25 protein-coding genes are annotated in these 25,565 nt (G+C 72.9%); 8 read left to right on the top strand and 17 right to left on the bottom strand.

The features are described from left to right. The 7 genes from CLT68_RS20890 to CLT68_RS20860 form a co-directional block, all read right to left on the bottom strand. Window positions 1-399: a TraR/DksA family transcriptional regulator gene (locus CLT68_RS20890; RefSeq protein WP_088948030.1), complete on the bottom strand. Its 399-nt coding sequence runs from the start codon at window positions 397-399 to the stop codon at window positions 1-3. 164 nt (window positions 400-563) lie between these two features. After that, window positions 564-1,217 (bottom strand): uridine kinase, encoded by a 654-nt coding sequence (locus CLT68_RS20885; RefSeq protein ID WP_099853205.1) that lies wholly within the window; start codon window positions 1,215-1,217, stop codon window positions 564-566. Window positions 1,218-1,258: 41 nt separating this feature from the next. Then, complete coding sequence (locus CLT68_RS20880) at window positions 1,259-1,864, bottom strand: winged helix-turn-helix domain-containing protein (RefSeq protein ID WP_099853201.1); 606 nt, start codon at window positions 1,862-1,864, stop codon at window positions 1,259-1,261. 247 nt (window positions 1,865-2,111) lie between these two features. After that, a complete protein-coding gene (locus CLT68_RS20875; RefSeq protein WP_099857424.1) occupies window positions 2,112-2,660 on the bottom strand; it encodes a winged helix-turn-helix domain-containing protein in 549 nt (182 codons plus the stop codon). A 50-nt stretch (window positions 2,661-2,710) separates the two neighbouring features. Then, a complete protein-coding gene (locus tag CLT68_RS20870) occupies window positions 2,711-3,196 on the bottom strand; it encodes a rhodanese-like domain-containing protein (protein WP_099853198.1) in 486 nt (161 codons plus the stop codon). Between the two features lie 47 nt (window positions 3,197-3,243). Then, on the bottom strand, window positions 3,244-3,699 hold the full coding sequence (locus CLT68_RS20865) for a cysteine dioxygenase (protein WP_099853196.1): 456 nt from the start codon (window positions 3,697-3,699) through the stop codon (window positions 3,244-3,246). A 115-nt stretch (window positions 3,700-3,814) separates the two neighbouring features. Continuing rightward, window positions 3,815-4,192 carry a signal peptidase I gene (locus CLT68_RS20860; protein ID WP_088948025.1) on the bottom strand — a complete coding sequence of 126 codons (378 nt, stop codon included), beginning with the start codon at window positions 4,190-4,192 and terminating at the stop codon, window positions 3,815-3,817. A 64-nt stretch (window positions 4,193-4,256) separates the two neighbouring features. Between CLT68_RS20860 and CLT68_RS20855 the strand changes: the two genes are divergently transcribed. Then, window positions 4,257-4,649 (top strand): ankyrin repeat domain-containing protein, encoded by a 393-nt coding sequence (locus CLT68_RS20855; RefSeq protein ID WP_088948024.1) that lies wholly within the window; start codon window positions 4,257-4,259, stop codon window positions 4,647-4,649. A 32-nt stretch (window positions 4,650-4,681) separates the two neighbouring features. Continuing rightward, window positions 4,682-5,629, top strand: a complete 948-nt coding sequence (locus tag CLT68_RS20850; protein ID WP_199177101.1) for a DUF3500 domain-containing protein — start codon at window positions 4,682-4,684, stop codon at window positions 5,627-5,629. A gap of 138 nt (window positions 5,630-5,767) precedes the next feature. On the opposite strand, the gene CLT68_RS20845 is transcribed toward CLT68_RS20850, so the two are convergent. The 7 genes from CLT68_RS20845 to CLT68_RS20805 form a co-directional block, all read right to left on the bottom strand. Continuing rightward, on the bottom strand, window positions 5,768-6,526 hold the full coding sequence (locus tag CLT68_RS20845; protein WP_099857422.1) for a class I SAM-dependent methyltransferase: 759 nt from the start codon (window positions 6,524-6,526) through the stop codon (window positions 5,768-5,770). A gap of 226 nt (window positions 6,527-6,752) precedes the next feature. After that, entirely contained in the window at window positions 6,753-7,244 is a 492-nt protein-coding gene (locus tag CLT68_RS20840) for a DUF2231 domain-containing protein (protein ID WP_099853190.1), read from the bottom strand. Between the two features lie 404 nt (window positions 7,245-7,648). After that, complete coding sequence (locus tag CLT68_RS20830; protein ID WP_099853185.1) at window positions 7,649-8,389, bottom strand: GAF and ANTAR domain-containing protein; 741 nt, start codon at window positions 8,387-8,389, stop codon at window positions 7,649-7,651. Between the two features lie 179 nt (window positions 8,390-8,568). After that, window positions 8,569-10,860, bottom strand: coding sequence for an accessory Sec system translocase SecA2 (secA2, locus tag CLT68_RS20825; protein ID WP_099853182.1), 2,292 nt, complete (start codon window positions 10,858-10,860; stop codon window positions 8,569-8,571). A gap of 123 nt (window positions 10,861-10,983) precedes the next feature. After that, window positions 10,984-12,789, bottom strand: coding sequence for an ABC transporter ATP-binding protein (locus tag CLT68_RS20820; protein ID WP_486482259.1), 1,806 nt, complete (start codon window positions 12,787-12,789; stop codon window positions 10,984-10,986). A 145-nt stretch (window positions 12,790-12,934) separates the two neighbouring features. After that, window positions 12,935-14,023: a zinc-binding dehydrogenase gene (locus tag CLT68_RS20810; RefSeq protein WP_099853179.1), complete on the bottom strand. Its 1,089-nt coding sequence runs from the start codon at window positions 14,021-14,023 to the stop codon at window positions 12,935-12,937. Next, a complete protein-coding gene (locus tag CLT68_RS20805; protein ID WP_099853177.1) occupies window positions 14,016-15,026 on the bottom strand; it encodes a Gfo/Idh/MocA family protein in 1,011 nt (336 codons plus the stop codon). The genes CLT68_RS20810 and CLT68_RS20805 overlap by 8 nt, the downstream gene beginning before the upstream one ends. Window positions 15,027-15,249: 223 nt before the next feature. On the opposite strand from CLT68_RS20805, the gene CLT68_RS20800 reads away from it, so the two are divergent. From CLT68_RS20800 to ctaD, 5 genes are all read left to right on the top strand, one after another. Beyond that, entirely contained in the window at window positions 15,250-16,233 is a 984-nt protein-coding gene (locus CLT68_RS20800; RefSeq protein ID WP_486482450.1) for a glucosyl-3-phosphoglycerate synthase, read from the top strand. 22 nt (window positions 16,234-16,255) lie between these two features. Beyond that, complete coding sequence (locus CLT68_RS20795; protein WP_099853171.1) at window positions 16,256-17,413, top strand: glycosyltransferase; 1,158 nt, start codon at window positions 16,256-16,258, stop codon at window positions 17,411-17,413. Between the two features lie 94 nt (window positions 17,414-17,507). Further along, a complete protein-coding gene (locus CLT68_RS20790; RefSeq protein WP_099853169.1) occupies window positions 17,508-17,966 on the top strand; it encodes a DUF4383 domain-containing protein in 459 nt (152 codons plus the stop codon). Window positions 17,967-18,056: 90 nt separating this feature from the next. After that, window positions 18,057-18,785: an STAS domain-containing protein gene (locus CLT68_RS20785; RefSeq protein WP_099853167.1), complete on the top strand. Its 729-nt coding sequence runs from the start codon at window positions 18,057-18,059 to the stop codon at window positions 18,783-18,785. 124 nt (window positions 18,786-18,909) lie between these two features. Continuing rightward, entirely contained in the window at window positions 18,910-20,901 is a 1,992-nt protein-coding gene (ctaD, locus tag CLT68_RS20780; RefSeq protein ID WP_099853165.1) for an aa3-type cytochrome oxidase subunit I, read from the top strand. Between the two features lie 66 nt (window positions 20,902-20,967). Here ctaD and CLT68_RS20775 read toward each other — a convergent pair whose 3' ends face one another. Next, window positions 20,968-22,110: a SigB/SigF/SigG family RNA polymerase sigma factor gene (locus CLT68_RS20775; RefSeq protein WP_088948013.1), complete on the bottom strand. Its 1,143-nt coding sequence runs from the start codon at window positions 22,108-22,110 to the stop codon at window positions 20,968-20,970. Window positions 22,111-22,333: 223 nt separating this feature from the next. Further along, window positions 22,334-23,704: a hypothetical protein gene (locus CLT68_RS20770; protein ID WP_099857418.1), complete on the bottom strand. Its 1,371-nt coding sequence runs from the start codon at window positions 23,702-23,704 to the stop codon at window positions 22,334-22,336. 275 nt (window positions 23,705-23,979) lie between these two features. Here CLT68_RS20770 and CLT68_RS20765 point away from each other — a divergent pair, with 275 nt between their 5' ends. Further along, window positions 23,980-24,210 carry a CDGSH iron-sulfur domain-containing protein gene (locus CLT68_RS20765; RefSeq protein WP_099853162.1) on the top strand — a complete coding sequence of 77 codons (231 nt, stop codon included), beginning with the start codon at window positions 23,980-23,982 and terminating at the stop codon, window positions 24,208-24,210. A 240-nt stretch (window positions 24,211-24,450) separates the two neighbouring features. Here the strand turns inward: CLT68_RS20765 and CLT68_RS20760 are convergent, their stop codons facing one another. After that, a complete protein-coding gene (locus tag CLT68_RS20760; protein ID WP_099853159.1) occupies window positions 24,451-25,554 on the bottom strand; it encodes an iron-containing redox enzyme family protein in 1,104 nt (367 codons plus the stop codon). Window positions 25,555-25,565 lie beyond the last annotated feature (11 nt).

The following is a 25,565-nucleotide window of genomic DNA, read 5'->3' as shown; positions in this document are numbered from 1 at the left end:
TCAGGCCGCCCGCCGTTCGCGGGTCTGCTTGCAGGTCACACAGGTGGTGGCGGCCGGGAAGATCTCCAGTCGCTCCACCGGGATCGCCGCCGAGCAGCCCTCGCACCAGCCGTAGGTGCCCTCGGCGAGCCGGCCGAGCGCGTGCTCGTACTGGGCGCGGCGGTCGAGGATGGTGCGCAACAGGGACTGCGCGGTGTCCCGCTCGGCGGTCTTGGTGCCGCTGTCGGCCTGGTCGTCGCCGGCGGTGTCGCCGACCTCCACCAGCCGCAGCACCTGGCTCTGGAGCACGGCCTGGTCGTACTCGGCGGTCAGCTCGTCGTAGCGCGCCTGCAGGGAGAGCCGGATCTGGTCGATCTCCGTCTGGGAACGGGTCGTACCGACCGTGTCGTGGACGAGCATCGCTGCCTGCCTTTCCTGGGCCTGTGGCTCACTGTGAACCGGGTGCCGGCGGCGTGAAGCCCCGGTCACGGTCGCAAACGGTGCGCGGGCGATCGCCTGCGCTCTGTGAGCCGGGCGATTACCCACGGGATCGGCCGGGCAAACCGGCGAATTCCCGGGGGTTGTCAGCCGTCTCCGCCGGGCTCCACGAGCGCGGGGCGGCGGGGGTCGTCGGCTCGTACCACCACGTCGGCGAAGCTCGCCGGTACGACCTCCTCGGCGTACCGGTCGAAGGCGGGCAGCGCCCACTCCTGGGCCGGTTCGGTGCGTCGACGCAGCGCCGCCGGGGACAGCTGCAGGTGGACGGTGACGTCGAAGGGCAGGCCGCCGCCGAGCAGCAGTGGGCCGCTGACGAGGACGACACCTCCGGGTGGCAGGTCGACGTAGTGAGCACGGCTGGCCCGGTCTGCGTCGGCGTCCCAGAGCGACGGGAGCACCCGCCCGGTGCCGCCCGGGCCGGCCGGGTCGAGCACCTCCCGGCGCAGGCCGGCCTCGTCGACCCAGTTCTCGTAGAAGGAGTCCGGGTTGGTGCGGCCCAGCTCGTAGCGCAGGGACGCGGGGCGGAGGAAGTCGGTGGCGCGTACGTGCAGCACCGGACGGCCCCGGGCGCGCAGCGGGTCGACGAGCGCGGCGGCCAGCTCGTCCGGGCCGGCGGCGGGAGCGCCGTCCACCGCCACCCGCAGCCGGGCGGGCCCGGTGGCGGCGCGGGTCGCGGCGTCGGCCAGCCGGCCGGTCAGCTCGGTGACGAGCAGGTCGGGCGAGATGGGACGGATGCGCACCGGACCATCCTGCCCCGCGTCGGGTGGGCGGGTGACGCCGGTCAGCTGCTGCGGTCGATGGTGACCCGGGCGTCGTCGGCCAGCCGGTAGCCCACGCCGTAGACGGTGGTGACCAAGGGTACGTCCACGCCGACCTTGCCGCGCAGCCGACGCACGTGCACGTCGACGGTGCGTACGCCGGCGTGCTCGTAGCCCCAGACGGCGTTGAGCAGTTGCAGCCGGGTGAACACCCGGCGCGGGTGGGCGACCAGGTGCAGCAGCAGGTCGAACTCCAGCCGGGTCAGCGGCAGCGGCTCGTCGTCGCGCAGCACCGAGCGGGACGAGGCGAGGATGTGCAGGGCCGGGATGGTCGGGCTGAGCGCCCGGGTTGGCGAGCGGTTGGCGGGCACCTGGTCGGGGCGGCGTTCGGTCGGAACGGACCCGATGATCACGCCCTCGCCGCGCTCCAGCATCTCCCGGGCGGCTTCGAGCAGCCGACGTGCCGCTGGGGTCAGCGACTCCTCACAGGCCAGCGGGATGGACAGCGTCACGGTGAGCACGGGCGTCGCGGTGTTCGCCGGGCGACGCTGACCGCCGGGCGGTCGACCGGGCACCGCGGGTTGCGACGTATGCCATCCGGCGCGCGACGAGGCAGGGCTGACCGACATGGTCCTCCTTGGGCTGGTCCGGGTATCTCCCCACGGCCCGGGACGCCGCTTCATCGATGCTTCCCGGCGCCCGGGCGAGAATCAAGAGGCGGCTGCGTTGCATGAATGTGACAATTGACGAACACATCGGAGCCAGATGCTCGCTCTGCGTACGACGCCTGATGATTACAGCAGAGTCGCCGAGATGCCCCGATACGGGGGTCCCCGCCCGGTTCACCGAGATTGCCGCAGGCCGCCGGACCAGGGCTTATCGGCTGTGGTCCACGCTGATCCGCGCCTCGTCGGCCAACCGGTAACCAACCCCGTAGACGGTGGTCACCACCTCCGAGCCGTCCAGCTTGGCGCGCAGCCGTCGAACGTGCACGTCCACGGTCCGGGCCACCGCGTGCTCGTACCCCCACACACTGGACAACAGCTGGAGGCGGGTGAAGACCCGGCGCGGCCGCTCGGCCAGGAACAGCAGCAGCTCGTACTCGATGCGGGTCAGCGGGACGACCCGGTCGCCCTGGCGAACCATCCGCGAGCCGGCCAGGATGCGGACGTGGGCGGCGTCGGCGGACGGCTCGCCGGCGGCGGGGCTCGCGGCCGGTCGCGGCGCGGGCACCACGTCCTCGACGGTACGCAGCTGGCCCTCCCCCGACTCGGCCAGCTCGCCGAGCAGCTGCACCAACCGGGCCAGCCGGGGGCTCAGCGGCCCGGGGACGAGGTCGAGGGTGATGGTGAGGGTCGGATCGGTGCGCGGGCGGGCCGGGCGGGTGCCCGGGTGGCGGCGCGTGGGGATGGCGACGACGGACATGGTGCCTCCTGAGTGGCGGTACGCCCGCCACGCCGGGTGCGGCGTGACGGTCAGCGGCGCGCCCACCCGGTCTTGACGGGGGACGCGAGTGGGGAGGTGTGCAGCGGGGTCGGGCCGAGGGCTGGCAGGCCGGCGATCCGCCAGGCCGCGAAGCCGCCGACCACGTCGGTGGCCCGGTGCAGGCCGACGTCCTGCAGGGCGGCGGCGGCCAGCGACGAGGTGTAGCCCTCCTGGCAGAGGATCATCACCGGCACGTCGTAGTCGACCGCCTGCGGCAGTCGGGCCGGGCAGCGGGGGTCGAAGCGCCACTCCAGCACGTTGCGTTCGACAGTGAGCGAGCCCGGCACCACGCCGTGCGCGGCCCGCTGCGCTGCCGGCCGGATGTCGACCAGCAGTGCTCCGGCCCGGCACGCCAGGTGCGCGCGCTCCGGGTCCAACCGGTGGAGCCGGGCACGCGCGGCGGCCAGGATCTCGTCGATGCCCCGGGAGCCCGGCGGCGGCACGGGGGCCGGACAGTGCTCGGCGGTTGCCTGCATTATCGGTTCCTTCCGGTGACAGGGAGTGGATCGTGGTCTCGCCGCGGTCACCAGGACCGGCCGGCTTCGGCGACCTCGGCGACCCGCAGCCGCCCGTCCACGAGGTGGTAGCGGGTCATCCGCAGCAACGCCGGCCGGTAGACGTGCACGCTGACCGCCGACGCCGGCCCCTGGTTGGTCACCTGGTGCACGTGTCGGGGGCCGAAGCGGCGACCGGCGCCGGCGGGCAGCCGTCGTGGGCGCAACCGGCCGGCGGCGACCGTCTCCTCGGTGAGCGTGCCGCTGACGACCCGGAACCCTCCGGCCGAACCACCGTGGTCGTGCAGGTCGGTGCCCTGCCCGGGCAGCCAGCTCAGTGCCCACACCTCGTGGTCGTCGCCGACGTCGAGGCGCGCGTACCAGCGCTCGGCCGGGTCGAAGCGCAGCGCGACCGGCCAGCCGGCCGGGTCGGCCCACCGGGCGGCGACGGTGAGCAGGTCGGGCTCCGGGCGGCGGTGCGTCATGGCGGTTCCTCGCGGGTCGTTCGGCGGGGTGCCCTCGTACTGTAGACGGCAAAGCCTATAGGTTTAGTAGGTAATTCATTCCACCTGCTGGGACGCAGGTCAGACCTGGTGTCGATCAGCGCAGCACCGGCGGGTCCACCCGGTAGCCGGGCAGCGAGGGCCACCGCACGGTCAGGACCACCGACGCGCGCTCCGCGAACCAGGAGTGGTCCACTCCCCGACCCCACACCACGTAGTCGCCCGGCGCGGCCAGCCGTACCGTCCGGTCCGGCAGCTCCACCCGGAAGCACCCCTCGATGAGTACGAGCAGAGTGGTGCGCCGCTCCCCGGTCGCCCACTGGGACCGGGCCTGCCCGGGCGGGTGCACTCCCCACTTCACCTCGACGTCGGCGCTGTGTCGGATCTCCCCCGGCGGCGCGAAGTGCCCGAGCAGCCAACCGGCATTGGTGGCACCGTCGACACCCGCGTTGCCCACGTACACCGTCTCCGCCATCGGACCCCTCCCCCAGCACACCGGCCGAGCAACGTATCAGGACCGCTGCGACTAACCTGGACCGGTGACCGACCACCTCGACGCCGAGACGCTGGCGTTCGCGCACCGGATGTTCGACCTGGCCCGGGCCGGCTCCACCGAGGAGCTGGCCGCACAGCTCGACGCCGGCCTGCCCGTCAACCTCACCAACGACAAGGGCGACACGCTGCTGATCCTGGCCGCGTACCACGCCCACCCGGACACGGTGGCCGCCCTGCTCAGTCGCGGCGCCGACCACTCCCGGGCCAACGACCGGGGTCAGACCGCGCTGGCCGCCGCGGTGTTCCGCAGCAGCACCGAAGCGGTCCGCGCGCTCCTCGCCGCCGGCGCCGACCCGGCACACGGCAACCCCTCGGCGCTGGAGACCGCGCAGTTCTTCGACCTGCCGGAGATGACGGAGCTGCTGCGCGCCGGCTGACACCAGCGCCGACGGGCCGGTATACAGGGTCGGTGGAAGATCCCCTGCCCGAGCAGATGCGGGCCGCCGGCACCATGCTGCTGGCCGCGCTCGACCCCGCCGCCCGTGACAGCGCCGTGCACCCGTTCGACGACGAGTCGTCCCGACGCTGGCTGGAGTACCGGCCTCGACCCCGGCCCGGCGTCTGCCTCTCCGAGCTCGACGTCGCCGGTCGCAAGGCCGCGCACCGGTTGCTGGCCACCGCGCTCAGCCCTTCGGCGTACGCGCAGGCGATGGCGATCATCGCGCTGGAGGAGGTGCTGGACCGCGCCGAAGGCTGGCATCGCGGGCGGCACAGCGGTGACTACTGGGTGGCCGTGTTCGGTGACCCGACGCGCGACGACCGCTGGGCGTGGCGACTCGAAGGGCACCACCTGTCGGTGAACATGACAGTGGTGGACGGTCAGGTCTCCCCCGCACCGATCTTCTTCGGCGCCAACCCGGCAGCGGTCCGCTACGCCGGCCGCCCGGTCTCCCGCCCACTCGGCATCGAGGAGGACCTGGGCCGGGCACTGCTCGACGCGATCGGGCCGGCCGAGCGATCCGCCGCGATCGTCGCCGACGAGGCGCCCGCGGACATCATCAGCGCCACCCGCGGGCAGGTCGACGCTCCGCTGGAGCCGCTCGGCGTCCCGTCCGACCGGTTGGGGCCGACCGGGCGCGCACTGCTCGACCAGGTGGTCGCGCTCTACCTGGACCGGCTGCCGCCCGAGCTGGCCATCCGCGAGGCGCGCCGACTGGACGCCGGCCGGCTGCACTTCGCCTGGGCCGGGCCGACCCACCCCGGGCAGCGGCACTACTACCGGGTGCAGGGCGACGACCTGCTGATCGAGTACGACAACACGAGCGCCGACGGCAACCACGCCCACACAGTGCTACGCCGCCCCGCCAGCGACTTCGGCGCCGACGTCCTGGCAACCCACCACAAGGCCCACCACTAGTCTGGCCTGGCCTGGCCCGCCCCGCCCCGCCCCGCCCCGCCCCGCCCCGCCGGTCGATCATGGACTTGTGGTGGGCGGCTTGGCCCGGTGCGCCACTTTTGCGGGGCACCACAAGTGCATGATCGCCGCGGTCAGGGGTCAGGGCCGGGTCGCCTCGATGAGGAAGCGTTGGGCGTGGGCGATGAAGGGGCCCTCGGTGGTGATGCGCTCGTGCAGGGCCAGGAGTTCTTCGCGGTAGCGGTCCACGGTGAACCCGGGCACCGTCCAGATCACCTTGCGCAGGAACCAGACCACCGCACCGATGTCGGAGAAGGTGGCCCGCAGGGTGGCCCGACGCAGGTCGACCACCCGCAGACCAGCGTCTTCGGCGGCGGCCGCCGCGTGTTCGGGATGCCGGTGGGCCGGCGGCGGCAGCGGGCCGAGGATCGCTTCACTCAGCTCCCGCATGGTGCCCGCCCCGATCTGCTGGGACAGGAACGTCCCGCCCGGCCGCAGCACCCGAGCGGTCTGCGCCCAGTCGGTCCGCACCGGATGCCGGCTGACCACCAGGTCGAACGAGGCGTCGCGGAAGGGCAGCGGCCCGTCCGGGTCGACCGCCACCACCGTCGCGCCCACCCGGCGCAGGGTGCGCCGGGCAACCTCCACGTTGGGCGGCCAGCCCTCGGTGGCCGTCAGCAGCTTCGGCGGATGCGGCACCTCGGCGAGCACCTCACCGCCGCCGGTGTCCACGTCCAGAGCGGCGGTGGCGCGCGCCATCCGATCGGCGACCAGTCGGGCGTACGCCCACTGTGGACGCTCCTCGGTAGCCCGGCCCGCCAGCCAGTCGAAGCCCCACCCGTCGATCGGCGCGGCTGCTGCCTCCGCGATCAACTCCTCGGCGTTCCGCAGATCGGTCATGGCGGTCAGCCTCACCGGCCGGCCACCCGACCGGCAACTCATTTGCGCCCGCCACGGCCCCGCCAGACGGGTCGGGTCAGGGCCGATCCGTCCGAACCGGTCACCGCCCGTCCAACCGGGTCACAGGTCGGACGAACCAGGCGGGTCGGATCAGGGGCCGGCAGCGCGGGACCGGCAGCGCGGGACCGGCAGCGCGGGACCGGCAGTGCCCAATGCCAACAGTGCGTCAGGGGCGCGGGCGGACGATCTCGACGGTGCCGTTGGCGAGCGCGTCGAGGCCGCCCGTCTCGGTGCGGCCGCTGTCGAATTGCCGCATCAGCCGGGCGCCCAGGTGCACGCCGATGCCACCGGCGGCGAGCGCGACCAACTCGGTGATCAGGATCGCGGCCGACGCACCGTGCTCCGGTGACTGCGACCGGACAAGGCAGGTGAGCAGGAACAAGCCGGCCATCACCGCGTTCACCAGGTTGAAGGCGACCGCTGTGCGGCGGGTGCGGTCGACCGGTACGTCCCACAGGTCGATCATGCCGGCCACCGCGGTCAGTGCCGCGGCGACGAGGGCGGCGATGCCGGTCCAGTAGCCGACCTCGCCCAGGAACGCCGGTCCGCCGACGACATCGGTGAAGTCGAAGACGGTGGCGCTGACGAAGAGCCCGAGCGGGAACGTGACCAGCATCGGTTGGATCGGGTGCCCCTGCACCCGCAGCCGGCTCTGCATCGGTCCTCCCCCGGGTCGGCGCAGCTCACCTGACCAGAGTGCTACCCGAGGCCGGTCGGGACGAAACGACGCCGCCCGACTCGCCGCCGAGAGAGAGAACGGGCACCGCCGGGAGAACGGGCACCACCGCGGGCACACGCACCGCCGCGGGCACAGGCACCACCGCGCGCACAGGCACCGCCGTGGGCACAGGCACCGCCGTGGGCACACGCACCACCGCGCGCACACGCACCGCCGGGAGGTTGATCCACTCGGGACTCAGGAAACCGGGCCATCCATGAGCCGCGAACACCCCGGATTCGAGTAACCCGAGTCGATCAAGGCCGTAGCGCCGAACGCCGAACCACGAACGCCGACCCGCGCGGGTGAGCCTCGGCGCGCGGTCCGGTCAGGCATCGCGCCCGTCAGGCGTCGCGAGGGCGGGAGACCGTCCGGACCAGTCGCTCGGCCACCTCGCGCAGCGGAATGTCCAATGACGACGCCGCGGTGCGCAGCACGTCGAGGGCCTCGGCTGGCGGGCACCCGCGCTGGGTCATGATCACCCCGACGGCCTGGCCCACCACCCCGTCGTGCAGCAGCGAGGCGTCCCGCTCGCCGGCGAGCGTGAGTTGCCGCTTGCGGTCACGGACGGCCGCCAGCAGCAGGCCGGCGTGTTCGGCGAGCAGCATCGCGGTCAACTGGTGCTGCGGGGTCAGCAGCTCCGGCGAGGCGGCGTAGAGGTTGATCGCGCCGATCACCTGGTCGTCGATGTCCACCGGCGCGGAGATGACCCCGCGCACGCCGAGATCCCGGGCGCGCGCCGTCCAGACCGGCCAGCGGGTCTCGCCGGCCAGATCGGCGGCGAGGATCATCTCGCGGCGTTGGATGGCGCTCATCGCCGGCGAGTCCGGCCCGTGTCGCAGGTCGTCCAGCCCGGCCAGCCGCTCGTCGGAGGCGGCCACACCGGCGGGCTCGCCGGCGCGCAGCGCGGTGAACCCGCACCAGCGCACTCCGGCCACCGCGTCCCTGGTGACCCGGACCAACGCCAGCAGCGCCTCGTCAAAGTCGGTCAGGGCGATCAGTCCGGCGGTCAGCTCCCGTAACAGGGCCGCGGTTTCCAGGACACCGAGGGTCTGCACCACCGGCTTCCGCGTGTCGAGGTTCACCGGTTCGCAGCCTCCGTGCGCCCTCGCGCCCGCCCCGCGATCATCATCACCTGTGTCATCGTCTGCTCTCTCCCGACTCGACCGACCAGCGCTACTACCCGAGGAAACCTGGGTCGAAACGACGTAAATCGGGGCCCCTGCCGCACGCGGAGGCACGACAGGGGCCCCGGTGGCCTACGTCAGCGCGAGGTGCCGCTGAGTCGCCGCCCGATCGACGCGATCAGCCGGTCCAGCTCGGACCCGAACGGGTTGTCGTGCACCAGGTACGTCCAGGTGGCGGTGGGCCGGACCAGGGTGCCGTCGTCGGGCTGCCAGTCCTCGTCGAATTCGGTCTCGGTGAAGGTGGCGATGGTGCGGGCCTCGATCTCCGGGACCAGGTCGTTGAACGCCGGCACGGCGGCCCGGTGGAACTCGTCCAGCGGGTCGAGCCGGCCCAGCGCGCGCAGGTGCACGCCCTCGCGGACCTCCGACAACTCGGCCAGGTGCTCGGCCCAGAGCCGGTCCAGGTGGAAGAGCGCGATCGAGCGGGCCGCGCGGGCGAGCAGGTCCTCGTCCATCTCGCCGGCCTTCTCGGGCTCCTTCTCCAGCAGCATCACGGCGGCCACGTCACTGGTCAGCAACCGCTCGCGGCGAGCGGCGAGAGCCTTGCGCTGCTGCTCGATCACCACGCTGTAGCGCCAGGTGTTGCGGTGGATCTCGTGGTTGACGCCCTCGGCGACCCGCTGGGCGTGCTCCACCGCGTAGTCGACCTGCTCGTCGGTCACCAGGCCGTCGGCGTTCATCCGCGGCGACGCCGGCACCGAGTCGGCGGCGTGCCGGACGACCAGGTCGTCCTCCAGGCTGACGAAGAAGACCGAGCCGCCCGGGTCGCCCTGCCGGCCGGCACGACCACGCAGCTGGTCGTCCACCCGGCGGCTGTCGTGCCGGCCGCTGCCGATCACGTAGAGGCCGCCCAGCTCGGCGACCCGCTCCTGGTCGCGGCCGTCGCTGCCGCCCAGTCGGATGTCGACGCCCCGCCCGGCCATCTGGGTGGAAACGGTCACCGCGCCGTACGCGCCGGCCTCGGCGATGATCGCCGCTTCCTCGTCGTCGTTCTTGGCGTTCAGCACGACGCAGGGCACCCCGGCCGCGTTGAGACCGGCGGCCAGGCCCTCGGACTCCTTGACGTCCAACGTGCCGACCAGCACCGGCCGCCCCTTGGCGTGCCAGCGCTGGATCTCGTCGATCAGCGCCTCGTCCTTCTCGGCCCGGGTGGCGTAGATGCGGTCCGGCTCGTCCTCGCGGATGCAGGGGGTGTTCGGCGGGATCACCGCGACCTCAAGTCCGAAGAACTCCCGCAGCTGGTCGCCGACCAGCACCGCCGTGGCGGTCATGCCGCAGACCTTCGGGTAGAGCGCGATGTACGCCTGCATGGCGATCGTGCCCAGCACCTCGCCCTCGGCGGTGGCGTCCAGGCCCTCCTTGGCCTCGACCGCGGCCTGGAGCCCGTCCGGCCAGCGGCGGCGCTGGGCCACCCGGCCGCGCATCTCGTCGACCAGCTCGACCGAGCCGTCCCGGACGATGTAATCCACGTCACGGTGCAGCAAGGCGTGTGCGTGCAGCGCCACGTTGACCGCGGAGAGCTGCTCGACGTGCTCCTCGTCGTACAGGTCGATGCCGAGCTTGGCCTCGATGGCGGCCAGGCCGGCCGAGGTGAACGCCACGCTGCGGCCGTCGTCCGCGACCGTGTAGTGCTTGCCCTTGCGCAGGCCACGGACCAGCGCGGCGGCGGCGTGCACCGGGTCCTGCTCGCCCGGCACGGCGCCGGCCAGGACCATCGGCACCCGAGCCTCGTCGATCATGATCGAGTCGGCCTCGTCGACGATCGCGGTGGTCAGGGCCGGTTGCACCCGGTCCTCCACGTCGGTGGCCAGCTGATCGCGCAGGTAGTCGAAGCCCGCCTCGCTGACCGAGACGTAGGTGACGTCGCAGGCGTACGCGTCGCGCCGCTCCTGCGGGGTGGAGGCCTCGTTGACCCAGCCGACGGTGAGGCCGAGCAGGGTGTAGACCGGCTCCATCCACTGGGCATCGCGTCGGGCCAGGTAGTCGTTGATGGTGAGCACGTGCACCGGCCCGTTGCCGAGCCGGACGTGCCCGTACGCGGCGATCGTGGCGGTGAGTGTCTTGCCCTCACCGGTGGCCATCTCGGCGACCTTTCCGGACAGCAGCGACATCGCGCCGAGCAGCTGCACGTCGTACGGCCGCTGGTCGAGGCCGCGGCGGGCGGCCTCGCGGCCGATCGCGCAGATCTCCTCGTAGCCGGTGGCGGCACCCGCGGCCTCGGTCAGCTCGGCGTCGTCCAGCGCGGCGAGCTCGTCCTCGCGCGCCTCGACAGCCGGCAGCAGCTTCTCCAGCGGAGCAAGATCCACGGTCGAGCCGGGGCGCTGAAGGAACCGCCGGAACTTGCTCTTGAACCGTTGCGACACACCCATGAGCGGCAACGGTACGCGATTCCGGCCGGCTTGCGCGGCCCGGCCGCCGGCAAGTCGACACCGAACGGAGAGAGCACCCCGACCCCGGCGGAGGAGCGCAGGTCGGCCCCCGAACGGACGAAGTCAGCCGACCAGCAGTTGGTGGGTGGCGAGCTCCCGGTAGAGCGGGTCGGTGGCGGTCAGTTCGGCGTGGGTGCCGACGGCCACCACCCGACCGCCGTCGAGGACGACGATCTGGTCGGCGTCGACGACGGTGGCGAGCCGGTGCGCCACGATCAACAGCGTCCGGCGGACGGCCACCGCGTCGATGGCGCGGCGCAGCGCGGCCTCGTTGCGCGAGTCGAGGTTGCTGGTCGGTTCGTCCAGCAGCAGCACCGGCGGGCCGGCGAGCAGCGCGCGGGCGATCGCCAGTCGCTGCCGCTCACCCCCGGAGAGCAGCACCCCACCCTCCCCCACCTGGACATTCAGACCTTCGGGGGTGCGCTCGACCAGGTGCGCGAGGTTGACCTCGTCGAGCACCTGGCGCAACCGGTCGTCGGTGGCGTCCGGGGTGGTGATCAGCAGGTTCTCCCGCAGCGTGCCGGCCAGCACGGGTGCTTCCTGCTCGACGTAGCCGAGCCGGGCCCGCAGCGCGTCGCGGGGCAGGTCCCGTACGTCGTGGCCGTCCAGCCGGACCGCGCCGGCGCTGACCTCGTAGAAGCGCTCGACCAGGGCCAGCACTGTGGACTTGCCGGCGCCGGAGGGGCCGACAAGCGCGGTACGCGTACCGGCGGGCACCGCGAAGCTGACCTCGTGCAGCACCGGCTCTCCGCCCGGGTAGCCGAACCCCACCCGATCGAACTCGATCATCGGTGCGGGCCGGCGCGGGGTGGTCGTCGCGGCGGCGGGAGCGGCCCGATCGGCCGCGCCCTCGGCGGGCACGGCCAGGATCTCCTCGATCCGCTGGAGGGCACCCAGACCGGACTGCAACTGGGTGTACGCCCGCAGCACCTGGGCCAGTGGCAGCGCCAGGAGGAACAGGTACATGACGAAGGCGACCAGGTCACCGACGGAGATCGCCCCGGCGGCGACCCGTGCACCGCCGATGCCGAGCACCAGCAGGAACGCGCCCTGCACGGTGATCGAGCCGATCGGGCCGACCAGTGACTGCACCCGGGCCACCCGCAGGCCGGCGTCGTACGCCTCCCGCGCGCTGCCGGTGACGGTCTCCGCCTCCCGGGCCTCGGCGCGACTGGCCCGGATGGTCCGGGCCGCCGAGATGGCCCGCTCCACCGCCGAGGTCATCTCACCGATCCGCTCCTGGGCGGCTCGGGCCAGCGCCCGGACCCGGCGGGCGAAGGTGGCGGCGAAGCCCAGCCCCAGTGCCACACCGAGCAGGGTGACGCCGAACAGCAGCGGGTCGAGCAGCACCATGGCGATGCCGGCGCCGACCACCGTCACCGCCCCGGTGACCGTCTCGAAGAGCCCGGAGGTGACGACCGCTCGCAACAGGGTGGTGTCCGAGCCGACCCGGGACAGCAGGTCGCCGGTGCGCCGGCGGTCGTACTCGGCGATGGGCAGCCGCAGCAGGTGACCGGCGAGCCGTCGCCGGGTGCCCAGCACCAGACCTTCGGCGGTGCGTTGCAGCAGGTAGTCGCGCAGCCCGCCGATGGCCGCGCCCAGCACCACGAGCGCCACCAGCACCGCCACCAGGTCGGCGACGGGATGGTCGGCGCCGATGCGGTCGAGCACCGTGCGGGTGAGCAGCGGCTGCGCCAGCGACGCGGCCGCGCCGACCAGCGACAGCACGCCCACCACTACCAGGGTGCCGCGGTGCTCCCGCAGGTACGGCAGCAGCGCCCCCAGACCGACCGGTCGGCCCGCAGCGGCGCCACCGGCCGACCGGTCCGTCGAGGTGCCGCCGGTCGGCCGGTGCGTCGAGGTGCTCATGCCGGGAACGGTAGTCCGCCGCGTCACCCGGGCGGGCGCGCTCCGGCCCGCCGGGTCGGTCCGGCCCGCCGGGTCGGTCCGGCCCGCCGGGTCGGTCCGGCCCGCCGGGTCGGTCCGGCCCGCCGGGTCGGTCCGGCCCGCCGGGTCAGGTGGACAGCACCACCTGAAGCTCCTGGCGACGACGGTCGGCCAGATCGGTGAGCAGGGTGGGCGCCTCGTCGAACGGCACCACCGCCGAGACGAGGTGCTTGCGGATCACGTCCCCGTACGTCCGGAGCAGGTCGATGGTCTCGGCAGAGAGCCGCTCGCGGTCCCAGGTGGGGGCGAGCCCGCGCGGCACCCGGCCGATCTGCGCGCAGCGCAGCGAGAGCCCGTTGTGGTGGAACTCCTCACCGAGCCGAACCGCGTCCGCGCCCTCCTGGTAGAAGGCGAGGTCGATGACAGTGCCCTGGGGGCGCAGCAGCCGCAGGGCGAGCTGCAACGCCCACGCCTGCCCCCGGCACTGGAACACCACGTCGGCGCCCCGGTCACCGGCGGTGTGGGCCCACCGGGTCTTGAGCACGACCGCCGGGTCGTCCGCGTCCGGGTCGAGGGTTTCCAGGCCGAGCGCCTCGGCGACCTGGCGACGGTGCGGGGTGGGGTCGAGCACCACCACCGAGGCGGCGCCGTTGCGCCGGGCGAACAGCGCCGTCAGCAGCGCCACCACCCCGGCGCCGACCACGGCGACGCGCCGGCCGCGGACCCCGTCGCCGAGGGAGCGGACGTCGGTGCCGTGCAGGTCGGCCGCGGCGTGCAGCAGACCGTTGGCGCAGATCGGGCCCATGTGCGCGACGTAGACGCCGAGGAGCGGATCCAGGTCGTCGGGCAGCGGCACGAACCGCTCGGCGACCGGGTCGGCGAGCCAGCCGGTGCGGTGCCCGTACGTCATCGCGCCGACAGTGCCCACGGCGACGGCCGGGGTGTCGCTCTCCACCACCCGGCCGACCTGCATGTAGCCGAGCCGGTTCACCGGGTACGGGGTGCTCGCCTCGCCCGGTTGGAACAGCCCCAGGTCGGCGTTCCAGGTGACGTTCAGGTAGGGGTTCGTGCCCTTGACGAAGCTCAGCTCGGTGCCGGCGGAGACGCCGCTGTAGAGCGTCTCGACCCGGAACGTGCCGGGACGCAGCGGCGCGGCGTCCTGCTCGACCAGCTCAACCCGGCCGGGGCCGGTGACCACCACGACCTTGTCACGCATCGATGGTCACCCCCGTGCTGATGGCCGCCGGGGCGGTCGGGGTGGCGAGCCGCACGGTGGTGCCGGTGCGAGCCGAGTCGGCCACCGCGAGGGCCAGCCGTTGGGTGGCCAGCGCCTCGGCGTACGGCACACGGACGTCATCGCCGATGCCGCGGACGGCGTCGACGAAGGCGCGGTCCACCGCGATCCGCGCGGCCTCCGGGTCGGCGGGGACGTGTCGTTCCCCGTCGGCGTCGCGGATCGTCAGGCCCTCCTCGGTGAGCGAGAGGGCCAGCCCGTCGGCGAGGATCTCCAGGCCGGCGCGGTGCTTCCAACCCAGCACGCAAGCCGCGCTGAGGGTTCCGACCGCCCCGTCGGCGAAGCGCAGCGCGGCGGTGGTCACCGAGTCGATGTCGGCGCCGTCGACCGGCGGCGGGGTGCCGTTGCCGTACGCGGTGACCTCGGTCACCTCGCCGGCCAGCACGCGGATCAGGTCCAGCACGTGGGCGGCCTGCTCGACCACCGGGCCGCCGGAGCGGTCCCGCCGTGACCACCACGCCACCGGGGGCACCTTGTCCAGCCAGGCGCCGCTGACCATCCGCACCGGGCGGTCGGCGAGCAGGTCGCGGGCCTGGTCGAGCACGCTCAGGTAGCGCCAGTGGTGACCGACGGCGGTGCGCAGCCCACTGCGCGCGACCAGGTCGGCGATCCGCTCGGCGGTGCCCAGGTCGACCGCGACGGGCTTCTCGACGAACATCGGCACGCCGGCCTCGATCACCGCCTCCTCGGCGGGACCGTGCGCGAAGGGCGGGACGCAGACGTACACCGCGTCCGGGGCCGCGGCCAGCAACTCGGTGACGTCGCGGAAGACCTGGCCGCCGTGCTGCGCCGTCAGCGCTGACGCCGCCTCCGGTGCCACGTCGGTCACCCCGATGAGCTCGACGTCGTCGAACCCGGACAGCACCCGGGCATGGCGCTGTGCCACCCCGCCAGCGCCCACGAGACCAACCCGGCATTTCCGCATGCGACAACCTCTTTCGAGAACGTTTCCTTTTCGATGGGAGCAGTCCCCTGGGGTGTCCGCAATCAAACGTTCATGCCCTGGGAACGCGACAATGTCACTGTTGTGATCAAGCTGACGCCCTGGAAGCGGTTAGCGCGTGGTGGCGAATGGGAAGTAACTGTGTCGCTATTTCCACGCACGAACGGAGGGGGTGCCCGTGCGGGATACGACCGTGTCACCGGTGGTGGAGGCGTGGGCCACGTACCGGACCACCTCGGCGGCGGACTGGCCGGCACGCCGGCTGCTACGCGCCAAGGGAGGGAGCCGGGTCAGCGTGGTGCTGCCGGCGCGCAACGAGGAGGCCACCGTCGGCGCGATCGTGTCGACCATCCGCGAGCACCTGATGGACCGGGTCGCCCTGGTCGACGAGCTGATCGTGGTGGACTCGCGGTCGACCGACCGCACCGCGCAGGTGGCCCGTGCCGCCGGCGCGGAGGTGGTCAGTCAGGACGAGATGACCCGAGGGCTGCCGCAGCTCACCGGTAAGGGCGACGCGCTCTGGGCCGGGCTCGCCGCCGCCGAAGGGGACGTGGTGGCATTCATTGACGCCGACCTGCGGGAGTTCCGGCCGCACTTTGTGAGCGGACTGCTCGGCCCACTGCTCACCGACCCGTCGGTGGACTTCGTGAAGGGCTTCTACCACCGCCCGCTGGTGGGCAGCGCCAGCGTGGAGCCGGACGGCGGGGGCCGGGTGACCGAGCTGATGGCCCGCCCGCTGCTCAACCTCTTCTGGCCCGAGCTGGCCGGCTTCGTGCAGCCGCTCGCCGGCGAGTACGCCGGCCGCCGTGACGTGCTGGCCCGGGTGCCGTTCGTCTCCGGTTACGGCGTGGAGACGGCCATGCTGATCGATCTGCTGGAGCTGGTCGGGCTGGACGCATTGGCCCAGGTCGACCTGGGCGAGCGAAAGCACCGCCACCAGGACACGGCGGCCCTCGGCCGAATGTCCGCCCAGATCATGCTGACCGCCTGGTCCCGGTTGCAGCGGCGCGGCTGGGCGGTCCCCGGCGCGACGCCGGAGGCGTTGCTGACCCAGTTCCGTCGCGGTGGGTCGGACACGCTGCCGAACCTGGACCGGGAGATCGTGGTCAGCGACGTGTCCATCGAGGAACGCCCGCCGCTGGCCGAGTTGCGTCACCGCGTGCCCCGTCGCCGGGTGGCCGCCGCGTGAACGCCAGGAAGGGACGAGCGCGATGAGCCTCACCGTGTTGATGAACGCCGGTCCGTGGCTGTCCGTGCCGCCGCCCGGTTACGGCGGCATCGAGAACGTGATCGCCACGCTGGTGCCGGAGCTGCGGCGACTAGGCGTCCGGGTGGTGCTCGCCTCGGTGGGCAGCAGCACCCTGCCGGTGGACGAACAGATGTCGGTCTTCGACGACGGGCAGTTCGCGGCGTTGCAACGGCCGTACAACCAGGTCTGCGGGATCGCGCAGGCGCACCTGGCCGGTGTGGTCCGGGAGTTGCACTCCCGCGACGACATCGACCTGGTACACGACCACGTGGAGGCGGTCGGCCTGGCCACTCTCGCCGCGATGGGTCCCGCCGGTCCGCCGACCCTGCACACCCTGCACTGGGACCTGGCCAAGCACCCCGCGCTCTACGGCGGGCTGGACGGCGGCGACCGGGTCCGCGTCAACGGTGTCTCCGCGTCGCAGCTGGCCCGCGCCCCGCTCGCGTTGCGGGAGCACTCGGTGGGGCACGTGCACCTGTCCACCCCCCTGGCCGTGGACGCCGACCGGCGGCCCCGACCGGAGAAGGGCGAACACCTGCTCATCCTCGGTCGGATCAACCCGGGCAAGGGGCAGGACGTGGGTGCCCGGCTGGCACACCGGGTCGGGTTCCCACTGGTCCTGGCGGGGCCGGTCGGCCCGTACCATCGGCCCGCCGATCTGGCCGCCGCAGGCGACGAGGCCCGGCAGAACCCGGACGTGCGGTTCTTCCTCGACGAGGTGGCGCCGCACGTCGACGGTGACCTGGTCCGCTGGATCGGCACCGTGGCCGGTCAGGAGCGGGACGACCTGCTCGCCAGCGCCCGCGCGTCGCTGTTCCCGTTGCGCTGGGAGGAGCCCGGTGGCACGGCGGTGGTCGAGTCACTCGCCCTGGGCACGCCGGTGGTGGCGACCGCCCGGGGCTGCCTGCCGGAGCTGATCGAGCACGGCCGCACCGGGCTGCTCACCACCGACGAGGATGAGCTGGGCGACCTCGTGGTCGCCGCCGACCTGCTCGATCCCGACGAGTGCCGGCGGGTGGCCGCGCAGCGGTTCACCCCGGCGGTGATGGCCCAGCGCTACGTCGAGCTGTACGAGCGGGTCCGCAAGCTGTCCAGCGCGCCGAGGCTGCTGCCGGCCTGAGCGTAGGCGCGGCGGTGTCTGGGCGGCCGGTTTGTCGGCGTTGGCAGCGGGTAGGCGGCAGCGCTCATGCCCGCCGCGCAGCGAGGAGCCGGGAATGGTCGGACCGATGGCCCACTCCCGGGCCCGACCCAACCCGGCCGACGGCAAGCCGCTGGTCCGGCGCGCGGCGGCGACGGTCGGGGTGCTGTTCCTGCTGATCGGTGTGCTCGGCTTCGTGCCGGGGATCACCAGCGGCACCAACGACCTGCGCTTCGCCGGCCACGGCTCGGGCGCCTTCCTGTTCGGCGTCTTCCAGGTGTCGGTGCTGCACAACCTGGTGCACCTGGCGTTCGGGGTGGCGGGTCTGGTGCTGGCGCGGACGGTCACCGGCGCGCGGGCGTTCCTGCTCGGCGGCGGCGCCGTCTACCTGGTGCTCTGGCTGTACGGGCTGGCGGTGGACCACGACACCGGGGCGAACGTGCTCCCGGTGAACGACGCCGACGGCTGGCTGCACCTGGGCCTGGGCATCGGCATGATCGCGTTGGGCCTGCTGACCGGGCGACCCCGTCGGTGACCTGCCTCGCCCTCGGCACCGGTCCCGTTTGACCCGCTGCGACCTCGGGTAGTGGGGAGATCCCGACCCCGGAGCGAATCGAGGGCACCAATGTCGAGCCGGATCACCTGCGAGGTGCGCACCACGGCACCGGTGGCGGTCGTCCGACTCACCGGCGCCCTGGACCTGGGCACCATGCGGTCGGTGCACCACGCGCTCCGCGACGCGTTGGTCGACCAGCCGGACGCGCTGGTGGTCGACATGGCCGAGGTCGACGTCAAGGACCGGCTGGCCCTGTCCGTCTTCGCCGCGACGGCCCGCCGGGCCGAGGAGTGGCCGGCCGTGCCGGTGGTCCTCTGTTGCCCGTCGCCGGTCGCCGCGCGTTGGCTTTCCGAGTCGACGACGTGCCGGGTGGTCCCGGTGTCCCGCGACTGCGCGGAGGCCACCCGGGTGGCGGGCACGACGTCCCCGTTGCGGATGCGGGCCCGACTGGAGCCCGTTGCCGGCGCCTGCCGGCGAGCCCGGGAGCTGGTCACCGACGCGTGCGCGCGCTGGAATCTGCCGGACGCGTCCGGCCCGGCTGCCCTGGTGCTCAGCGAACTGGTCGGCAACGTGGTCCGGCACGCCGGCACGCCGATGCAGGTGACGGTGACCCTGCGCCGGCCGTATCTGCACCTGGCCGTGGTGGACGGCAGCAGCGCCCAGGCCCGGGAGGGCGGGACGGACCTGCACGCCGAGGGCGGGCGGGGGCTGCTGCTGGTCCGGGAGCTCACCCAGCGCTGGGGCAGCGTGCCGGCCGGTCCGGGCAAGGCCGTCTGGGCGATGCTGCCCGCGACCTGAGCGATGGCGGTGCCTGCGCCGGTACTGGCGATCTGACCGAAATTACCGCTCTGGGCTGGTTACATGATGTGAGGGTGGGTAGAGCACGCCCGTCCTTTCTGCCGTCACGACGGGGTGAGCAACCATGCCCAAGCGGGTAACCACAGAACCCGGTCGAGATCGGGGCCCGGCGATCCTGGCTCCGGCACGCTTCGGGGGCTTCCCCGGACCGGTACGCGCACCGGTCCCCGGCAACTCGTTGATCAAGTTCCTCGCCACCACCGACCACAAGCAGATCGGCCTGCTGTATCTGCTGACCTCCTTCGGCTTCTTCGTGTTGGCCGGCCTGGAGGCGATGGTGATGCGGGCCGAGCTGGCCCGCCCGGGGATGCAGTTCCTGTCCCCTGAGCAGTACAACCAGCTCTTCACCTCGCACGGCGCGGTGATGCTGCTGCTGTTCGCCACGCCCGCGGCCTTCGGGTTCGCCAACTACATCGTGCCGATCCAGATCGGCGCGCCGGACGTGTCGTTCCCCCGCCTCAACGCGCTGGCCTACTGGTTGTACCTGTTCGGCGGGCTGATGGTGGTCGGCGGCTTCCTCACACCGCAGGGGTCGGCGGACTTCGGTTGGACCGCCTACACCCCGCTGAGCAGCGTCGAGCACTCCCCGGGGGTGGGCGCGAACATGTGGGTGCTCGGCCTGGTGGTCTCCGGGCTCGGCACCATCCTCGGCGCGGTCAACCTGATCACCACGATCCTGACCCTGCGCGCCCCCGGCATGACCATGTTCCGGATGCCGATCTTCACCTGGAACATGTTGTTCACCAGTGTGCTGGTGATCCTCGTCTTCCCGCTGCTGGCCGCCGCGCTGCTGGCACTGTCGGCCGACCGGCTGCTCAACGCGCACGTGTACGACCCGGCCACCGGCGGGCCGATGCTCTGGCAGCACCTGTTCTGGTTCTTCGGCCATCCCGAGGTCTACATCATCGCGTTGCCGTTCTTCGGCATCATCACCGAGGTCATCCCGGTCTTCTCCCGCAAGCCGATCTTCGGCTACACCGGGCTGGTGCTGGCCACCATCGCGATCACCGTGCTGTCCATGACCGTGTGGGCGCACCACATGTTCGCCACCGGGCAGGTGCTGCTGCCGTTCTTCAGCATCCTCAGCTATCTGATCGCGGTGCCCACCGGCGTGAAGTTCTTCAACTGGATCGGCACCATGTGGAAGGGCCAGCTCACCTTCGAGACACCGATGCTGTTCGCCATCGGCTTCCTGGTCACGTTCCTGCTGGGTGGCCTCACCGGCGTGCTGCTGGCCAGCCCGCCGGTCGACTGGCACACCCACGACAGCTACTTCGTGGTGGCGCACTTCCACTACGTGGTGTTCGGCACCGTGGTCTTCGCGCTCTTCGCCGGCTACTACTTCTGGTGGCCCAAGATGACCGGGCGGCTGCTCGACGAGCGGCTCGGCAAGTTGCACTTCTGGACCATGTTCATCGGCTTCCACGGCACCTTCCTCGTGCACCACTGGCTGGGCAACGAGGGCATGCCCCGGAGGTACGCCGACTACCTGCCCAGCGACGGCTTCACCACCCTGAACACCATCTCCACGATCTTCTCGTTCATCCTTGGCGCGTCCACCCTGTTCTTCATCTACAACGCGTGGAAGTCCTGGCGATACGGGGCGATGGTGACCGTGGACGACCCGTGGGGCTTCGGCAACTCTCTGGAGTGGGCCACCAGTTGCCCGCCGCCGCTGCGCAACTTCGACCGGATGCCCCGGATCCGGTCGGAACGGCCGGCATTCGACCTGAAGTACGGCCCGCTCGTCGCCGACCTGGGCCGGGATCTGCCGCAGCGCACCACCAAGCCGCCGCAGCAGTTCAGCGACGAGCTGCGGATGGAACACCACGCGCCGGAGTCGCCGTCGGCCGAGGGCGCGCACGGCGCCACCGAGGCGGCCGAGTACCAGCCGGCGCCGCGGTCCGGGGCACGACCGGTGGACGTGCCGGACCCGGATGGCGTCCGCCGGCCCAGCTTCGAGGAGAGCGACCCGCCCGAGGACGCCGACGACGCGCCGAAGCCGCACGAACGCTGGCGCCACCCGCACAGCGACGGCAACCCCGAGGAGCGCTGACCAGGGGTACGCCCACAGAAGGGCCGACACCCGGTGGGTGTCGGCCCTTCGCCCGTACGTGTGCGGTCAGTCCCGGGCGGGCGCCAGGCCGGCGGCGGTGAGCGAGCGGCGCACCGCGGGCTGTACCCGGGTCAGCCGCAGCGGCACCCCGGTCCGCTCCGCCGCGTCCCGTCCGGCCATCAGCGCGGCGATCCCGCCGGCGTCGAAACCACCGGCGCCGACCAGGTCGACGACCACCTCGCTGGGCTGGCCGGTGACGGCCTCCAGCATGGCCCGGCGCAACTGGTCCGCGCCGTCGCGGTCGATCTCGCCGCCGACCTCGACGACCACCCGGTCGCCGTTCTGCTTGACCGAGATCCGGGTCTTGCCCGGGTCGGGCTCGGCGGCGCCGTTCTGCCACGGGGGCGGCGCGTCGGCGAGCATCGCCTGGCGCAGCCAGGTGAGCGCCCGCGACAGCAGCCGGGACACGTGCATCTGCGAGATGCCGAACCGGGCGGCGATCTCCGCCTGGGTCTGGTTGCCGTAGAACCGCATCGCCAGGATGCGCCGCTCACGCCAGGGCAGCCGGTGCAGCAGGCCGCTCACCGTGACCCGGTCGTCGACGGATTCGAGCGCGTTGTCCGACTCGCCGACGAGGTCCCCGAACTCCGCTGAGCTCTCCCCGCCCACCGGGGCGTTGAGTGAGGCGGGGCTGTAGCCGGCCGCCGACTCCAGCGCGGCGAGGATCTCCGCCTGCGGGGTCTCCAGTCGGGCCGACAGCTCAGCCACCGATGGGGCCCGGGACAACTCGCTGGTCAACGCGGCGGTGGCCTGCCCCACCTCGAGGATGAGGTCGCGCAGCCGGCGGGGCACGTGCACCCCCCAGGTCCGGTCCCGGAAGTGCCGTTTGATCTCGCCCACGATGGTGATCGCGGCGTACGCGGTGAACGAGCCCCGTTCCGGGTCATACCGGTCGACGGCGTTGACCAGCCCCAGCCGGGCCACCTGCTCCAGGTCCTCCAGCGGCTCTCCACGACCCCGGTACCGGCGGGCCAGTCGCCCGGCGAAGGGCAACGCGAAGCGAACCAGGTCGTCCCGGGCCTCTCCCCGCCGCTCCGGTGGCAGCCCTTCGATCCGGGCCGCGTACGCCAGTGCCGCCGCGTCGAGATCCTCCAGACCTCGCTCGGTGGGTGGTGGTGTGGTCGTGGTCGTACTCGTCTGTCCGAACATCCGCGCCTCCCTCAGGAAGGTCCCCCGCCCGGATCGGGAAACCGGTCGTGCGCGTGGTCGAGCCACGCACCGGGCCGGAAAAGTGGGTCAGTGACTGGGATGCCAGCGGGCGACACCGCCTCTACGCAGCGCAATCAGGCCGTCGCAGCCAGCGATGTTCCCGCTCCGTAGGTACTCAATCACGGGACCCCGGGTTCGCGAGGATGTTTCGGCGGGCTCCGCCTCAGGAGACCAGCAACCCCTGGTGGCCGCCGCTGTCGCGGAGCACTGCCAACGCCTCGGCGACCCCCAGCGGGGGCGGCACGGGCAGGTCGTACGGCTGGGCACGCATGACCTCGGTGGCCCGGCGGGTGGGCACAGAGGTCACCGGGTAGCCGCGGGCGCTGGTCCGGTCCAACGCCCGACGCCGTCGCCCGAACGCGGCCACGGCCAGCCACTGGGGCAGCCCCGCCAGCGCGGGCGAGCGCATCCCGGGCGGCTCGGGCAACACGTCCACCGAGCTGAACGCCTCGCTGCCGGCCAGCCACCACTCGGCCTCGTCGACGGTGCGCCGGGTGGCGTTCTCGCACCAGTACGGCACCAGCCCCGCGCGCACCACCTGCCACGGATCGAGCAGCCGGCCGCATTCCACCACCAACCGGTCACCGGTCTTGCCGGCGCCGCGCAGCCACCGCCGGTACAGGTCGGCGACGCCCGCGCTCAACGCCGCCGGTCGGGGCACCAGCAGCCGGTGCAGCGGGTGCTCGTGTCGTGCCGACCAGTCCCGCGCGGCCGTGTCGAAGCCCGGGTCGACGCCGTGCTCGGCGTGACCCGACGGCACGGACACCTCCGGCGGCTCCCACCGGGCCACGCTGCCGCCGACGGAGCGCAGGACCTGCCGCAGCGCGTGGCTGTCCGGGTGGAAGTCCACCGGGTCCAGCCCGCTGGCGGGGCAGCCGACCTGGAAGCTGTGCCCAGCGTTGCCCTCCAGGACCGGCCAGGTGCGCGCGTCGTGGACCAGCAGCACCGGGGCGCCGGGGAGCAGGCGGTCGGCCAGGAACTGCGCGTACGCGGCCGGCAGGGCCCTCCACGCGGCGGTCAGCGCCACTGTCGCGCCGGCCAGAGCGCCACGGCTGGCCGGGCAGTGCACCTGCCGCAGGTGCAGGTCGGCGTTGCCGGCAAGCAGCCGGGTGGCGAGTGTCGCGCCGTGCTCCAGGGCGGCCGCCGGGCGGTCCACCGCTCCGTCGGACCAGTGCACGATCATGTCGAAGCCGGCCGGCAGCAGCGGCACGCCGAGGGCCACCGCGAGGTGTGCCGCACCGCCGTGCGGAGAGCCGATCAGCACTCCCGGGTAGCGCCGGCGGGGGTACTGGTCGACGAACCAGCGGGCCACCCGGGCGGCGTCCACCTCGTCGGCCTGGGCCACGGTCAGCGCGACCCGACCGGCGGCGCGGGTGACCGCGGCACGGCGTACCGGCTCGGGCGCACCGGGGAACCGCGACGTCGGGCCGGTCTGGCCCAGGTCGGCGCAGTCCACTCCGCGCAGCGCCCGGGCGGTGGCGGCGACCAGAACCCGGGCGGCGCTGCCCGCGGCCACGACCCGGTCGCCGGCCATACCGGCGCCATCGGCCGTCAGCCCCTTGTGCACCTTGTGCACCGGGCCCACCTTGCCTCGTTCGCTCACCACGCGGCCCGGCTTCCCGTCCCGATGGGGTTCAAACGGGGCATCACCCACCCGGCGGCACATTCCGCCGGTCGGCGGGGTGCGCCGGTCATCGTCGGCGTTCGGCGACGATCGGCGGGAGCGGGCCGGCAACGGCCTTCTCCCATGTGCCGGAACACGGCGGCGGGACGTGTTTCGCCCCGGCCAGGGCGGGCACTTCCGGGGCCATGCGCACCGAGGACACCAGCGAGCCAGCCGCCGCCACGATCACCCCGTACGAGGACGGCCCGCTGCTGGTCCGCGGCGACTTCGAGCTGGTCACGCCGGACGGCGAGCGCATCGACGCGCGCCGGGGCACTGTGGCGTTGTGCCGGTGCGGCAAGTCGGGGCTCAAGCCGTTCTGCGACGGCACCCACAAGGCGATCAACTTCCGCGCGGGCACCACTCGCGAGGGGTGACCCCACGTCGCCACGTCACGTAGCAAGAGCGCCGCGCGGACAGCCCAGACCATAGGCACGACGCCACCTTTGCTCTGCACCCATCCACGCACCGGTTACGGAGCGTGTGTGGCGCGTCGACGGGTGCAGAGCAAAGGGAGCCACCCACATGGCCAGCCCTCACCCAACGGCCGGCGCTCCACGCAGACCCCAGACGGTGGGTCTGATCCGTCGGCTTCCGGGTGTGACGAGCCCTTCGGATCAGACGAGCGCGGGCGGGGCCGGCGGGGTCAGAGCGGCGGGCGCGGCCACGGCGATCGAGACGGTCGGCGGCACGGTCGGCGGGGCGGGTGGCCGCAGTGAGCTGCGACCGGCGGCCCAACTGTCCAGCAGGTGCCCGGCGAACAACCGGTCCACCGCGAGCCCCGCCGCCGCGCCGAAGAGCACGTCGGGGGCGAGGTCCGGCTCGACACGGACCAGGCCGCCGCACATGTCGTGCGCGGCGATCTGCTCGTGCACCGCGTCGGCCTCGACGTGCTCGTCGTAGAAGCGGGTGGCGACCTCGTCGAAACCGAGGCGGCGTAGCCCGTTGCCGTAGCGGCGGTTCGGCAGCGAAGACGTCATCTCGAACGCGGCCAGGTGCCCGAGCAGCGCTCCGCGCAGCCGTCGGTGCAGGCCGAAGAGCGACATCAGGTTGTTGGTCGCCAGGGTCACCGCCGGCACGGCGTCCAGGTGAGCGGCGTACGCGGTGTCCAGCCCCAGCCGGTCCAGGGTGCGGCGGAACAGCTCGGCGTGCATCCGGTCCAGCCGGCCGTTGCCGTACTCGTCGGTCTGGATCTCCACGAGCGCGGCCTTGGCCGGGCCGCCCAGGCGGGGCAGCGCCCAGCTGTGCGGGTCCGCCTCACGCAGGTGGTAGACGGAACGGTGGACGACGAACTCGCAGAACTGGGTGAGGTCGGCACGTCGTTGCAGCGTCGCGGCCAGCGGCGGCCCGTCGTCGGCCGCGACCAGTTCGGTCAGGCCGGCAGCCACCCCGGCGACGGGCACCGTCGGCGTCCCGACCAGCCGGCGCAGTGCCGCCTCGAAGACCCGTTCGCAGCGGGCGCGCAACGCGAGCAACGTCGGCTGCCACTCCCACGAGTCGTCCACCCCGAGCCAGCCCCGGTAGTGCAGCTCGTAGCAGAGGAACAGGGTCAGTTGCAGGTCCTCGTCGGTGATAGGGTCCGCCGGGTCGAGGTCGACGCCGAGACCGGTCGGCAGGTCGTGCGGCGGGCGCCGCAGAGCCTCGACCACCGCCGCGGAGAGCGGGCCACGCGGCCGCGGCAGGATCGCCGGGCCGTAGCGGCGGTCAGCGGTCTCGGACATGGGACCTCCAG

It is taken from the genome of Micromonospora sp. CNZ299 (genome assembly GCF_002754415.1).
This window is presented reverse-complemented; position numbering and strand designations above follow the sequence as displayed.